This window comes from Hymenobacter aranciens (genome assembly GCF_030580865.1).
Taxonomy (GTDB): Bacteria; Bacteroidota; Bacteroidia; order Cytophagales; family Hymenobacteraceae; genus Hymenobacter; species Hymenobacter aranciens.
The window spans coordinates 26,121-39,677 of the sequence record NZ_JAUQSY010000002.1 but is presented as its reverse complement, the minus strand read 5'-3'; the positions used below and the strand labels follow the sequence as shown (position 1 = coordinate 39,677).

The 13,557-nt window shown below is 64.8% G+C and carries 11 protein-coding genes; 3 read left to right on the top strand and 8 right to left on the bottom strand.

All coding sequences use genetic code 11. From position 1 onward, the window contains the following. Positions 1-46 precede the first annotated feature (46 nt). The 4 genes from Q5H93_RS02300 to Q5H93_RS02285 all read right to left on the bottom strand — a co-directional run bounded on the left by Q5H93_RS02300 (position 47) and on the right by Q5H93_RS02285 (position 4,157). Entirely contained in the window at positions 47-670 is a 624-nt protein-coding gene (locus Q5H93_RS02300; protein WP_305004866.1) for a DUF4920 domain-containing protein, read from the bottom strand. A 177-nt stretch (positions 671-847) separates the two neighbouring features. Then, on the bottom strand, positions 848-1,453 hold the full coding sequence (locus tag Q5H93_RS02295) for a hypothetical protein (RefSeq protein ID WP_305004865.1): 606 nt from the start codon (positions 1,451-1,453) through the stop codon (positions 848-850). A 116-nt stretch (positions 1,454-1,569) separates the two neighbouring features. Beyond that, on the bottom strand, positions 1,570-2,250 hold the full coding sequence (locus Q5H93_RS02290; RefSeq protein ID WP_305004864.1) for a hypothetical protein: 681 nt from the start codon (positions 2,248-2,250) through the stop codon (positions 1,570-1,572). A 104-nt stretch (positions 2,251-2,354) separates the two neighbouring features. Further along, positions 2,355-4,157 (bottom strand): S8 family serine peptidase, encoded by a 1,803-nt coding sequence (locus tag Q5H93_RS02285; RefSeq protein ID WP_305004863.1) that lies wholly within the window; start codon positions 4,155-4,157, stop codon positions 2,355-2,357. A 128-nt stretch (positions 4,158-4,285) separates the two neighbouring features. Here Q5H93_RS02285 and Q5H93_RS02280 point away from each other — a divergent pair, with 128 nt between their 5' ends. Then, entirely contained in the window at positions 4,286-5,098 is an 813-nt protein-coding gene (locus Q5H93_RS02280) for an OmpA/MotB family protein (protein ID WP_305004862.1), read from the top strand. 64 nt (positions 5,099-5,162) lie between these two features. On the opposite strand, the gene Q5H93_RS02275 is transcribed toward Q5H93_RS02280, so the two are convergent. From Q5H93_RS02275 to surE, 4 genes are all read right to left on the bottom strand, one after another. Then, complete coding sequence (locus Q5H93_RS02275) at positions 5,163-7,514, bottom strand: WG repeat-containing protein (protein WP_305004861.1); 2,352 nt, start codon at positions 7,512-7,514, stop codon at positions 5,163-5,165. 78 nt (positions 7,515-7,592) lie between these two features. Then, entirely contained in the window at positions 7,593-9,056 is a 1,464-nt protein-coding gene (locus tag Q5H93_RS02270; RefSeq protein WP_305004860.1) for a M28 family peptidase, read from the bottom strand. Between the two features lie 99 nt (positions 9,057-9,155). After that, complete coding sequence (locus tag Q5H93_RS02265) at positions 9,156-9,674, bottom strand: histidine phosphatase family protein (RefSeq protein ID WP_305004859.1); 519 nt, start codon at positions 9,672-9,674, stop codon at positions 9,156-9,158. A 302-nt stretch (positions 9,675-9,976) separates the two neighbouring features. Further along, positions 9,977-10,828, bottom strand: a complete 852-nt coding sequence (gene surE / locus Q5H93_RS02260; protein WP_305004858.1) for a 5'/3'-nucleotidase SurE — start codon at positions 10,826-10,828, stop codon at positions 9,977-9,979. A gap of 273 nt (positions 10,829-11,101) precedes the next feature. Here surE and Q5H93_RS02255 point away from each other — a divergent pair, with 273 nt between their 5' ends. Together Q5H93_RS02255 and Q5H93_RS02250 are read left to right on the top strand one after the other, a co-directional pair. Further along, the gene (locus Q5H93_RS02255; protein WP_305004857.1) at positions 11,102-12,805 is read left to right on the top strand and encodes a M14 family metallopeptidase; all 1,704 of its coding nucleotides are present in this window, start codon (positions 11,102-11,104) and stop codon (positions 12,803-12,805) included. 122 nt (positions 12,806-12,927) lie between these two features. Beyond that, positions 12,928-13,410 carry a hypothetical protein gene (locus tag Q5H93_RS02250; RefSeq protein WP_305004856.1) on the top strand — a complete coding sequence of 161 codons (483 nt, stop codon included), beginning with the start codon at positions 12,928-12,930 and terminating at the stop codon, positions 13,408-13,410. Positions 13,411-13,557 lie beyond the last annotated feature (147 nt).

Genomic DNA, 13,557 nt, shown 5'->3' with positions numbered 1-13,557 from the left:
GAAAGGCCGCCCGGTGGGCGGCCTTTCCAAAACCTTTCGGCAACGGCTAGTTTTGCACCAACACCCCGTCGGCCATGAAGTTAATTTCTTCCTTGGGCTTGGTGATGGCGGCAATTTCCTGCTCCGATTTGTGGGCGTCGCGCAGGTAGTGCTGCTGGTGCTCGACGGAGGTTACTTCGCGGAAGGCCCAGCCGCTCACCACCACCTGGTGGCCGGTCATGTCCTTGGGTACGAAGAAGGCGTAGTCCTTGAAGCGCACGCGCATCGGCTCGCCGCTGGCGGTGGGCAGCGTCATCCAGCAGCCTTTGGCCTGGCACACGGCTTTGGCTTCGCCTACCAGCTTGATTTGCACCGAGTCTTTGCCGCTCAGGGCCACGTTGAGGCCGCTCATGGGCACGGCACCCTCGGCGGTGATGGGCTGGCCGAAGGTCTGGCCGGCTTTGGTGGTCGAAGCGCCACCGTTGGCTAGGGCAGCATCTTCTTTTTCAGCGTCGCAGGGTTGGCCGGGCGTGACGGCGCTGGTGGGGCCTACGGGTACGTCGGCGCCGTGGCCCTGCACTTCGTGCTGCGGCCTTACCGGCAGCACCGGGTTGATGGGTGCGGAGGGGAAAAAGCGCAACAGGGCCAGTATGGCAACTAAGACGGCGGCGAAGGAGAGGATGAATTTCATGAGTGAACGTGTGGGAATGCGGCGGCAAAAGTACGAATAACGAAGTGGTAGTACGAATTCCCCGCAGGGGTTCGTACTACCACTCTGTCGGTAGCGCAGTTCCGCACCAGCTATAACAACGACAAAGTGGTAGTACGAACCCCTGCGGGGAATTCGTACTACCACTCGGCCTATCTTTTACTGACTAATCACCACCGACTTGCCCAGCTTGCGCGCATACGCCAGTCGGCGCTCGGCCCCACCGGGGCCCATGAAATCGAAGGCCACGGCCGTGGGGTCGTCGCGCAGGGCCTGCCAGGCTTTGGTATCGACCTCGGCGGGCTGGGGCGTGGAGGCGGGCACGGCGGGCGTGGTGAAGTTGGCGGGGGCAAAAAAGGCATTCATCCCCTGCAGGATGGCGATTTCCTTGTCGCGCACGGTAGCGGCCTGTGGGTCTTCCAGCATTTTATCCTGAATGAGGGCGCGGGCGGGCATTATTTCGTGGCTGATGGTATCGCCCTTGCTATTGGTGACGATGAGGTGAGCCTGGGCGTTGAGCACGCGGGTGCCGCGCAGCTGCAATACGAAGTTGTCCTGCGTGCCGGGGTCAGAGAAGGCGTGGGTGGCGCGCACGGTGTTCAGCACCGAGCTGCTGTTGAGGCGGGTACGGTCGGCGGTAGCGGGCGGGGTGTAGGTGGCGCGGGGGTCCTGGCTGGAGGCGCCCAGCTCGCGGTCGGTGCTGACGCAGGCGCTGAGCTGGAGGGTGAGCGCGGCGGCAGCCAGTAGAATAGACGAGGTTTTCATGAGTTCGGGGAAGCGCCGGCGAGCGGCGCGGGGAAGGGTAAACGGGGAATTCAGGCACCTGATTTTTCGGCGCTGAGCGTTTTACGCGAATAGCCCGGCAATAGGTTTGCGGCGGCTTAAAACCAACCCAGCTCCAGCCCGATTACCCAGCGCGGCAGCTCGGGAAAGGCGGCATATTCGGGCCGAAAAACTGAGCTCAGGCGGTAGCGCGTCACCAAGGCGTAGCGGTCGGAGCCCAGGCGGGCGCCCACGCCGCCGGCCCAGCGGTGCAGGTAGGGCAGGCCGCTTTCGGTGGTTTCGACGGACTTTATCCCCGGGCCGGGCTCGTCTTCGGTGGTGTGCGAGGTGCCGGCTACCCAGCCGCCGTAGGCCAGCAGGTCGAGGTAGCGGCCGATTACGTTACCGCGCCGGCCGGCATTCAGGCGCAAGCTCAACTCACTCTGGATGTGATGCAAGCTCAGGCTTTCGCTTTTGTGCAGCGTGGGCGTGGGCACGGTTTTCTGCGCGTTTTGCGCCAGGCTGAACTGCTGGTAGGCGTAGCGCAAATCGAGGTTCAGGGCCAGCGTTTGGGAGAAGCGGCGCTTGAGCCGGCCGCCCAGCTGGGCTTCCAGCGAGCCCAGGCCGTAGCGCAGCCTAGCCCCGCTCCCACCGCTGGCCCCGGCCAGCAGGCCATAGCTGCCATACACGTGGCCGAAATAGCAGCGATTGGGGCCGAAGGTGGTTTTGACGGTGTCGTCGGCCACGTTGGCCTCGACCAGCACCTGCTGCGCATGGGCAGCTAAGCTGCTGCTTACCAACAGTAAAGCTATTGTAGCAGCCTTGTGCCTCCGGCAAAAACCAGAAACCAGAACCGAAGAAAGGCGCAAGCCAAACCTAAAACCAGAAACCCAAAGACAGCCCATTATTCCGAATACGTGGCCGTATAGCCTTTAAAATGAACCTTCAGCACATTGCCGTCTTTGAGTAGCCGCCTGGGCACCTGCACCACCAGCCGTTGCGTCACGGCGCGGGCTTCGTAGCGGCGCAGCACGCCGCGGCGGTCAGCCAGGCTCCAGTAGAGGTAGGGCGGGAAATCGGGGTCGGGCGTGAGGGGCGCTTCGTCGGCGGGCAGGGGCTGCTCGCGGCCCACGGGCTTGGTTTTGTCGTCTTTCGGGGTCGGCTCGTCCTTTTTGGGAGCAGGCGCCAGGGCGGCCAGTACCAGCTCGTCGGGCTGCTCGGCCATGAGGGGCAGCGAGCGGGCCGGGCGGCGGGCGGCGGCGGGCTGGATGACGACGGCCACGAGGCTGTCGTGCGGCACGAAATCGAAGGTTGGGGCCGCAGCTTTGGCCAGGCCCTCAAAATAAGCAAACTGCGGCCGGCCGTAGCCGTGAGCGTAGTCGAAATACGGGTACAGCTCGGCCGATTCCTGGAGCTGGCGGAAGAGCTGCATGGCCGTGAGGCTGCGGTTTTTCTGCCACATGCAGGCGGCAAAACCAGCTACCAGCGGCGACGAGAAGGAGGTTCCCTCCAGCCGTTCATACCCTTCGGGCGTGGCCGTGAGCACGGTGCCGAAAGCGGCCAGGTTGGGCTTGGGGCGGCGGTCGGCGCTGGGGCCGTAGGAGCTGAAGACGGCGTGCAGGCCGGTTTCGGGGTCGAGCCCGCCGATGGCCAGCACCGAGTCGGCATCGGCGGGCGTGCCGATGCGCACCCAGTCGTCGTCGCCGTCGTTGCCGGCGGCGCTCACCACCAGCATGCCCTTGCGGGCGGCCAGGTTGGCAGCGCGGGCAATGAGGCTGCGGCGGCCGTCCATGTGCTCGGGGAAGTAGCGCTGCTCGGTGTAGGCCAGCGAGGAGTTGATGATGTCGGCGCCTTCTTTATCAGCCCATTCAGCGGCGGCCAGCCAGGCTTCTTCCTCGGCGTAGCGCTCGCGGTGCAGCTGCTCGGTGCGGGCCAGCAGGTAGTCGGCGGCTGGGGCCAGGCCCAGGGCGGGGCCGGGCGCGCCGCCGGGGCCGCCGGGCAGGCGGCCCGTCAGGCAGGCCAGCACCTCGATACCGTGGCTGCCGCCGCGGAATACGTCGGGCCGGTTTTTCAGGAAGTCGTGAGTGGCGACGATGCGGCGCTCATTCACCAGCGTCTGAAAGGCCGGGTGACCGGGCAGGCCCTCGAAGCCGACGTCGAAGATGGCAATGCGCAGACCCTTACCGTTGAGATTGGCGCGGCGCAGGGCGGGCTCGTCGAGGTAGGCGGTTTGGCGGCGGGCCAGCAGGTAGTCGTTGGCGGAAAGGGGTTTGGCGCGGGCGGCGGATGCGGGACTGGTCGGCGTGCCTGCGCACGCCGTTAAGCCAGCTACTGCCCCCCCCAACGGAGGCCAAAGCTCCACGCGCTGCACCCCGGGCAAGGCCTGCAGCTGCGCGGCCTGGGCGGGCGTGGCGCGGCAGGCCACGGCATTAAACCAGCGGCTGACCAGCGTGATGGTATCGACCCGCGCGGCGATGGCAGCCACGTAATCGGAACGCACAGGCAAGTCGCTGGTTTCGTAGGCGGGCAGGTGCTGGCGCTGGCGGCGGGCCTGGGCCTGGGGCGAAAAATACCGCTCCGGCGCGAAGCGGACGCCCTGCTTGTCGCGCAGGGTTACCCAGTAGCGGGCCGGGGCCTGCTGCGCCGGCGCTTCCGTTGCCGATACTGCTAGTAGCAAGCCACAAACCCACTCGTATAGTCGGGGCATTCCTGAATTTTCGATGAAACAATTATACCGGACGACGGCCGATAACCGACAAAGGTAACCCCTGAGCCGATTGTCCGTTTGAAAGCTCAGCCGCTGAGTGGCGGCTTTTTCTTCCCCGAACTTTCTTTATGAAATTCCCGCTTATTTCCCGTTTCCTCGCCCCGGCTCTGCTGGGCGCAACCTTGCTGGCGCTGCCCGGCTGCAACAAAAAGGAGATTGCTGCTCTGCAGCAGCAAAATGCCGAATTAGCCAAAACCCGCGACCAGCTTCAGCTGGAAAAGGCCAACCTGGCTGCCGAAAAGGAGCGCAACGAAGCTGCGCTGCGCAACAACCTGCTCAACAAGAACAACCAGGTAAACCAGCTCAACCAGAACCTGGGCGACGCCGAGCAGGACCTGGCCGGCAAAAACGCCCGCATCGCCGAGATGCAGCGCATTCTGGAACAGAAGGATGCCGCCACCAAGGCCCTGCGCAAGAAAGTATCTGACGCGCTGCTGGGTTTCAACGCCCAGGACCTGCAGGTGAACGTGAAGAACGGCAAGGTGTACGTGTCGCTGTCGGAGCAGCTGCTCTTCAAATCGGGCTCCACCAAAGTGGACCCCAAAGGCCAGGACGCCCTCAAAAAGCTGGCCGGCGCCCTCAAGGATAACAAGGACGTGAACGTGCTGGTAGAAGGCCACACCGACAACGTGCCCATCAAAGGCCAGACGGCCAGCGGCGCCAAGGACAACTGGGACCTGAGCGTGATGCGCGCCACCGAAATCACCCGTCTGCTGACCTCGGCCGGCATGGACCCCGCTCAGGTGACGCCCTCCGGCCGCGCCGAATTCCTGCCCGTGGTGGCCAACGACACGCCCCAAAACAAGGCCATGAACCGCCGCACCGACATCATTCTGACGCCGAAGCTGGATGAGCTGTTCTCGATTCTGAACCAGAACTAATTATTGCCACTCGGCAAATTAGCAGTTATAAAAGCCTGTTCATTTGATGGACGGGCTTTTATCATTATTCAGACCATAGCTGCGTGCCGCCCCGCGTTATGTAACCTTCGCGCCGCTCGCCTTCCGGCGAACTGTACAGCCCCAGCCGGTGCCGGGGCTCGCCCCACAGCACTTTCTCGACGCCGTACTGAAACGGCAGGCGCTGGTCGTGTTGATTGGACAGGCCCGCTCCCACAAACGATAGCTGCCGCGACCAGACGGTGCCCACCGGCGCGGCCCACTGCCCACCGGTGGGCGAAATAAGCACCGACAGCGAATCGGCGGCGCGGCGGCCGGTATGCCAGCCGTTGGGTAGCAGCCGGAGGTTGGCCAGCTCGCCCGGCGTGAAGGGCTTCAGGTCGGCCGCCCGTAGCAGCCGGGTGATGCCGTAGGGCGTGGCCACCCGATACACGCCGCTGGGCGCGGGCGTGAGCTCGGTGCTGAGCCAGAACTGCGGCGGCGAATAATGCTGCATCCCAATGTAATCGAGGCGCATGGCCGCTGGCCGCCCCGAATACTGCACGAGCGCGGTGAGAGGAATGGCAAAGCGGCCCAGCGAATCGACCAGCCCCAGGCGCGGGAAAACGTGCTGATTATCGGGCTGCCTATGCCAATCCGGCGCGTAGGGCTCCTGCACCACGGCGCGGCCTTCGGGGGTGAGGCAGCCGCTGCCCCGCAGCCAGGGCAGGCGCGGGCGGCCGGTGGTATCGACGGCGCTCCAGGTGCCCTCGGCGGGCCGGGTGAGGTGGCGCGGACGGCCGGGATAGTCGTACCAGTCGCCACGGTATTCGCCCCGCGCCAGCTCGCGGCCCTGGGCATTTATCAGGTAAGGCTGGCCCGCCCGGTAGGCGCAGGCCAGTCCGTCGGTGAGATAATAGAGCACGCTGTCGTAGCGGGCCGGAATAACTTCGCGGCCGCTGCGGCGGGCCACCCAGCCGTATTTGCCCGCCCGGCGGCAGAGCATGTAAGCCGTGTCGGCGGGCTCGTAGTTGGGGAAGCTTGCCCGCATGACGGGCAGGCCGGGCAGGTAATGCGCCGGGTAGCTGCGGGTGCTGACGTAGCGGAGGCTGACGCTGCCCAGCAGGTCGTAGCGGGCGGATGTCACCCAGCGGCCGTGGCGGTCGATGAGGCCCTGCCGGCCATCGGTAGTTTCTACCCAGGCGCGGCCGTTGGCGAAGGGCCCGGCGCGGCGCAGGGCCGGATGCGCAAAAGCGGGCGCATTGTGCCGGGTGATGAACTGCACCGTGGTATCGGAGCCGTGAGCCTGGGTAAGCCGCAGCAAACCATACTGGTCGGGACCATCCAGAAAGCTATCGAGCGGCAGCAGCACCCGGCCCAGCGTGTCGATGATGCCGCCAACATCGTGGCGATGCAGCGGCGTATTGATGAATTTCGGCTCCTGATGCAGCCAGACGGTAGCCGTGCCGTCCGCAAAATCGGAAGCAGCCACGGCGGCGGCGGGCAGGCGCAGCTCGCGGCCCTGCGGGTCGAGATACCGCAAGCCAGCCGAGTGCGTGTTGCGGGCGGGCGGCGGGGCCTGCACGGCTCCGCGAATGGGCCGAAAATGGTGCGGGCGGTGACTGCTGACCAGGGCGCGGCGGTCGTGGAAAGGCTGAATATTGTCGTAATACTCCCCCGTCAGGCGGCGCCCGGCGCTGGTAGCCAGCGCGCCACTCCGGTTGCTGCGTACCCAACGGAAGAAATAGGTGTGGTAATTTCGTTTATAACGGGTTTGGTAGTGGTAGCGGTTGTAGTCACGGCTTATCCACTGCAAGCGGCGGGGGCGCAGCAACACTATCCGATTAGCTCCCAGCGGGATAGTTATGCGCCGAGGCTCGCCGTGCCGGGGGGGCCTGAGCGGCCGCACGGTATCGGGCTGCAGCTGGCCGGGCACGGGGCCAAAACTCAGCATGAGCTGGCCCAGGTGCTGCGAGCGGGAAGCCGCCCGCACCTGGCCATCGGGTAGCAGCAGCGGCACCTGATGCTGTTGGCGGTCGAGCAGCAGAATTTCGCCCCGCGCATTTACCAGCCCCCAGAACTCCCGGTATTCCGACTTGACGGCGGGCATATTGCCTCCATCGTAGAAGCCAAAGAACTGGGGAATTTCGGCCAGCGGGGCTAGCATAAACGGCCCGTCAAAAAACTCGGGCTCACGGACCAGGCTGGGCTGCAGGATTATCCGGCCGGTGGTATCGGCAAAGCCCCAGGTTTCGCCCTGGCGATAGGGCACCAGGCCGCCGGGCGGCAGTGGCACGGGTGCCAGCTGCTCCACCACCCGCCAGGGGTAGCCGCCCGGTGGTGGGGCCAACTGCGCGGCAACGGGCCGTGCCCACGGCAGCCAGACGAGCAGCCACAAAAGCAGGAATTTATTTTTCATAGCTTTCCCAGCTGTTGTGCTGATGAAGGAAGCGGCCGGGTACGGGCCAGCAGCTTCCTTCATCAACCCAGTAGCAGTTTACAGCCCGTACTTCGCCAGCAAGTAAATCAGGGCGGCCATGCTGCCGCCGCCCAGCTCCAGCTCGCGCCGGTTTACCTGGTCGAAGGTATCGAGGGCGGAGTGGTGCACGTCGAAGTAGCGCTGCGAGTCACAGTCGTAGCCGATGAGGGCTTTGGGGCCGACGGCCTCCTGCAGGGGCTCGATGTCGGTGCCGGCGTGGCCGGCGTTGATGTCGGCGGCGTGGTAGGGCGCGAGTAGCGGCGCCCATTTCTGCAGTTGTCTCAGGGCGGCGGGGCTGCCCTCCACGTTGAAGCCGCGGGGCGTGAAGCCGCCGCCGTCGCTTTCGATGGCCGCGACGTGGGTTTCCTTGTTCTGTTTGGCGAGGGCGGCGTACTGCGTGCCGCCGCGCACGCCGTTTTCCTCGTTCATAAAGAGCACGGCCCGGACGGTGCGCTCGGGCTTGAAGCCGACGGCGCGCAGCAAACGCAGCGCCTCAATGCTTTGCACGCAGCCGGTGCCGTCGTCGTGGGCGCCCTGGGCGAGGTCCCAGGAGTCGAGGTGGCCGCCCACGGTGATGACTTCCTTGGGGTATTTCGAACCGATGATTTCGCCCACCACGTTGTAGCTTTTTTCTTCGGGCAGGTTCTGGCAGCTCATTTCGAGCTGGAATTCGAGGCCGGGCGCGGCTTTGAGCAGCTGGCTGAGCTCGTCGGCAGCCTTGGTGCTGAGGGCGGCGGCGGGCACTTTGGGCACGGCCTCATCGTAGCGCATGTTGCCGGTGTGGGGGTTGTCGTCGCGGGCGCTGGTCATGGAGCGCACCAGGGCGCCCACGGCCCCGCGCCGCCCGGCCTCGATGGCGCCGCGGCCACGCTGGTCCACGGCTCCGCCGTAGGCCTGGCCGGGCTCGATGAGCCGGTCGTCGAAAGCGCGGTTGAAGAACACGAACTTGCCGCGCACGGCGGCGTCGGGCAGGGCTTTCAGCTCGTCGAAGCTCCTGACTTCGACCACGCCCGCTTTCAGCTTGCCGTTGGTGCCGATGGAGCTGCCCAGGGCGCACACGGCCACCTTCACCGCTTTGCCCTTTTCGCTCACTATCTCACCGCTTTCCTTCGCGCCGCGCACCCAGTGCGGAACCATCACCTCCTGCAGGTACACTTTGTCGAAGCCGGCCTTTTCCATCGTGGCTTTGCCCCAGTCCACGGCCTGCTGGGCCTGCGGCGAGCCCGACAGCCGCGCCCCGATGGTGAGGCAGAGCACACGCAGGTTCTCGTAGCTCTGGCCCTTGGTCAGGGCCTCATCAAAGAGCCTGCGCAGCAGCAGCGAATCGGCCACGTTGACGTGCGGCGGGCCGGGTTTGTCGGCCGCCGGGCGCTCCGATACCGGCACACGGCCCGGTTTGGCAGCGCGCTGAGCCTGGGCGGCGGATAGCGGCAGGGCCAGCGCGAGGCTCACCGTCAGGGCAAATTTCCAGGAAGTTTTCATCGCAAAAAAGGGCCAGCCTGGGAGCCGGCCACGGCGAAAGTACGGCGGGGATGCGTCGGGGGCTGCCCCGGACTGGCTATTCGAAAAACGTTGGCCGGTTTAGCGGGCGCCGTAGTGCCGCACTTTCAGCCGCGCCCGGCCGCTGGCGGGCAGCTGCATTTCAAAGAGGTAGCTGAACTCGGCTTCGCTGATTTCGGTCATTGGCGGCTTCGCTCCCAGCGCTTCGATGAGACCCGGCAGTCGGTTGGAATGGCTTACGACGACCACGGTTTTACCGGCGTAGTCGCGGCGGATGAGCGCGGCCAGCGCCGCCGGGTCTTTCGCGTCGTACACCTGCGGCGTGAGTTGCTTGGCGGCCGCCAGCGGGGCCAGCGTGGCGCGGGTGCGCCGGGTGTCGGTGGTGAACAGGGCGGCCGGGTGCCGGCCCGCCAGCATATCGCGCAAGGCCAGCGCCCGGGCCTCGCCGGCGGGCGTGAGGGCGGGGTCGGCGAGGTTGGGCGTGAGGTCTTTCTCGCCGTGGCGCACCAGGTACACGGTAGTGACGGGCGGCTTGGCGGCAGCGGTGTTCGGCAGCAGGCCCGTGAGCAGGTGAAGCCAGGTAAGGAGGTGAAACAGCATAAGTAGCGCGGATTTCGGCTTACGCCGACCTTCGGTTGTAGTCTGCAAATGTGAACGTTAATACTCGCGGACCACAAAACTCAAGTTGCGAACTAGCCGCAAAGCGGCGACACGTTGGTAGTTTAAACAGGGTTTAGCGACCAGAGCCGCAAAACGGCGGCACTCACGCTAGAAAAGTGCCGCCGCTTTAGCTTCGCTGACCTTTGGTTGCGGCTCTGGGTACGTCAGTCCACAGCGCCAGCTACCAACGTGTCGCCGCTTTGCGGCTAGTTCGCAACTTGAGTTACAAAGTCCGCGCTACGTTACGGATTGGCCGGGCCGTAGTCCTCACTGGCCAGGGGCTGCGGTGGCACGGCCGCCACCTGCGTTTCGGGCAGCGGCAGCTGCCAGGTCTGGCTGAGCATCTCCAGACCGCGGTAGGCGGTGAGGTCGAACTGACAGGGCACCACCGACACGTAGCCGTGGGCCAGGGCCCACTCGTCGGTATCGGTGCCGGCGTCGAGGTTCACGAAGGTGCCCACCAGCCAGTGGTAGGGCCGCTTGTAGGGGTCGAGGCGGGTATCGAACTCCTCGTTCCACTTGGCGTGGGCCTGGCGGCAGAGGCGCAGCCCCGCCAGCGGCTGGCCGGTGTTCTTGGGAATGTTGACGTTGAGGGCCGTGCCCACGGGCACGCCCTGGCCCAGCGCCAACTCGCACACCTGCCGCACCCAGGGGCCGACGTGCGAGAAATCAGCATCGTGCCCGTAGTCGCCCAGCGAGAAGCCCACGGCGGGCAGCCCTTCGATTGCCGCCTCAATAGCTGCCGACATCGTGCCGGAATACAGCACGTTGACTGAGGCATTGGAGCCGTGGTTGATGCCCGACACCACGAGGTCGGGCGTGCGGTCTTTGAGCACGTGGTGCTTGGCGATTTTGACGCAGTCGGCGGGTGTGCCCGAGCACTGGTAGGCTTCGATATCGGGGCCGAACACGCGGTTTTCGGTGAGGCGCATGGGCTGGCCGATGGTGATGGCGTGGCCCATACCCGACTGCGGCGAATCGGGGGCGACGACGACCACTTCGGCGCCTAAATCGCTGACGACGCGCACCAGATGCGCGATGCCGGGAGCGGTGATACCATCGTCGTTGGAAACCAGAATGAGGGGACGGGGCATTTTAATTAACAATTAATAATGAGCAAAGGTAGAACGACAAACTCCCCTCCTTGGAGAGGAGGGGATGTCAAGCCGCAGGCTTGACGGGGGTGGTTCGCCCGGTCGCGCCGTTAGAACGAAGCGGCCGGGAGTTGGTTGGGGAATACTTTCCGAAAGCCCAGACGGCGCGGTCCCGCTCAACCACCCCCGTTTCAGCTGCGCTGAAACATCCCCTCCTTTCCAAGGAGGGGAGTTTTCGTTCTTTTGTACATGCTTTTCCTGCTTACTGCGCTTATGAACCTCTTCTCCCCTGCCCCCGAGTGGCGCACGCCCTACGAAACCGGCGCCGGCAACACCACCGCCACCTACGCCGAGTGCCTGGCCTACTACCAGAAGCTGGCCGCCGCCTATCCCACCGAGGTGCAGCTGCGCGAGGCCGGGCCCACCGACTGCGGCCAGCCCATTCACGAAGTGGTGCTGGGCGGGGCGGCGGCCACCCCGGCGCGGCGGCCGGTGGTGCTTATTCAGAATGGCATTCACCCGGGCGAGCCCGAAGGCATCGACGCGAGCATGATGCTGGCCCGCGACCTTATCCAGAACAAAAAGCTGCGCCCGCTGCTCCAGCAGCTCACCATTGTCATCGTGCCGGTGTACAACGTGGATGGCATGCTGAACCGCAACGCCACCACCCGCGCCAACCAGAACGGGCCGGCCGAATACGGCTTCCGGGGCAACGCCCGGCACCTCGACCTGAACCGCGACTACGTGAAGCAGGACTCGCGCAACGCCCGCACTTTCGCCGGGCTGTTTGGCAAGTGGCGGCCGGAGGTGTTTGTGGAAACCCACACCTCCAACGGGGCCGACTACCAGTACACGATGACGCTCATCCCCACGCAGCACAACAAGCTGGCGCCGAGCCTGGGTACGTATTTACAAAAGGAGCTGCTGCCCGCGCTGTATGCCGGCATGGAACACAAAAAATGGCCGATGACGCCTTACGTAGACCCCATCGGGGAGACGCCGGAGAGTGGCATTGTGAACTTCCCCGATTTGGCGCGCTACTCTACCGGCTACGCGGCCCTGTTCAACTGCATCGGCTTTATGCCCGAGACGCACATGCTCAAGCCCTACCCGCCGCGGGTGCAGTCGACCTATGATTTCCTGCTAACGGTGCTCGAAACCGTGCGCCAGCAGACGCCCGCGCTGCTGGCCGCCCGCGCCGCCGCCGATGCTGCGCTGACGCAACAAACCACTTTTCCGCTAGGCTGGGTGCTCGACGACACCCAGCACGAAACCATTCTCTTTCGCGGCTACGAGGCCCGGCACAAGCCCAGCGAGGTGAGCGGGCTGCCGCGCCTCTACTACGACCGCACGGCTCCCTTCACCCGGCCCATCAAGTATTTCAACACTTACCGCCCGGCCGTCGAAATCACGGCCCCGGCGGCCTACCTCATCCCCCAGGCCTGGGCCGAAGTAATTGAAAACCTGCAGCGCAACGGCGTACAGCTGCGCCGCCTGACGACGCCGCTCACCGGCCCGGCCGAGGTCTATACCATCGACGATTTTAAAACCAGCCCCCAGCCCTTCGAAGGCCACTACCTGCATAGCCAGGTCAAACTCATAACTCAAAATTCAAAACTCATAACTGCCCAAGCGGGCGACTATCTGGCCGTGCTAACCGAGCAGGGCCCCGCTCGCCGCTACCTCGTGGAAGCCCTGGAGCCCCAAAGCCCCGACTCGTTCTTCGCCTGGGGCGGGTTCGACAGCATTCTGCAACAAAAGGAGCACTTCTCGGACTATGTTTTTGAGGATTTGGCCGCCGAAGTGCTCCGGCAGCAGCCCGCGCTACGGCAGCAGCTGGAGGCCCAGAAAAAAACCGACCCGGCCCTGGCCCAGAGCGCCGAGGCCCAGTTGGATTGGGTGTACCAGCGCTCCGAGTACCACGAGGCGGGGCACCGCCGCTACCCGGTGCTGCGCTGGGGCGGCGCAGTGGAATAAGCAGAAAAAGGAAAGAAAAGAATCGGCGCGTTAGCATTTACAGATTTTGCCGCTATCTTGCTGACGGTTTGGCCCGCCAGCCAGCCGTCAACTCTTTTTTCTCACTTTTCACATTACCTGCAATGTCTGCCCCGCCAATGCCGCCGGCCGAACACGCCAAATTTATGGATGCGCTACGCCAAGCCCTGTCCATTGCCAAACCCTACCAGCTTGATATCACCGACGCTGAGCGCACCAGCATGGCTCCCAAAGCCATGGGCCGCGAAAGCATTCCTTTCGCTCAGGAAGCCCGCGCCCTGCTCACCAACCACCCCGAGGTGCTGCGCCGCACCATCACCGACGCCGTCATTGCCGACTACCCGGTGCAACTGGAGGTATTTGAGCAGTCGGACGAAGCCGCCGAAATGCTCGCCACCATCGGCGACATCGTGAAAACCCGCCGCCTCGTGAGCGGCGTGCGCGTGATGACCACCGGCCGCGACAGCTACAAAGACGGCCAGAACGACCGCGGCCGCACCCCCGGCGTAAAACCCATCATCGACCGCATGAGCCTGCGCTTCAACCGTAGCGCCGAGGATGATGACAGCGACACGCCCAAAAGCTAAGCCTCCGACGTTTCGGGTCGGCGGGCCGACGTTTTTCGTCGGTGGCCCGACCCGAAACGTCGGCAGTCCGACGGAAAACGTCGGGCGTCCAACAAAAAACGTCGGTGTTTGGACGAAAATCGTCGGAACACCGACGTTTTCCGTCGG

Coding starts and splice junctions, on each gene's coding strand:
- Q5H93_RS02300 (WP_305004866.1), bottom strand. CDS start 670: ATGAAATTCATCCTCTCCTTCGCCGCCGTCTTAGTTGCCATACTGGCC.
- Q5H93_RS02295 (WP_305004865.1), bottom strand. CDS start 1,453: ATGAAAACCTCGTCTATTCTACTGGCTGCCGCCGCGCTCACCCTCCAG.
- Q5H93_RS02285 (WP_305004863.1), bottom strand. CDS start 4,157: ATGCCCCGACTATACGAGTGGGTTTGTGGCTTGCTACTAGCAGTATCG.
- Q5H93_RS02280 (WP_305004862.1), top strand. CDS start 4,286: ATGAAATTCCCGCTTATTTCCCGTTTCCTCGCCCCGGCTCTGCTGGGC.
- Q5H93_RS02275 (WP_305004861.1), bottom strand. CDS start 7,514: ATGAAAAATAAATTCCTGCTTTTGTGGCTGCTCGTCTGGCTGCCGTGG.
- Q5H93_RS02270 (WP_305004860.1), bottom strand. CDS start 9,056: ATGAAAACTTCCTGGAAATTTGCCCTGACGGTGAGCCTCGCGCTGGCC.
- Q5H93_RS02265 (WP_305004859.1), bottom strand. CDS start 9,674: ATGCTGTTTCACCTCCTTACCTGGCTTCACCTGCTCACGGGCCTGCTG.
- surE (WP_305004858.1), bottom strand. CDS start 10,828: ATGCCCCGTCCCCTCATTCTGGTTTCCAACGACGATGGTATCACCGCT.
- Q5H93_RS02255 (WP_305004857.1), top strand. CDS start 11,102: ATGAACCTCTTCTCCCCTGCCCCCGAGTGGCGCACGCCCTACGAAACC.
- Q5H93_RS02250 (WP_305004856.1), top strand. CDS start 12,928: ATGTCTGCCCCGCCAATGCCGCCGGCCGAACACGCCAAATTTATGGAT.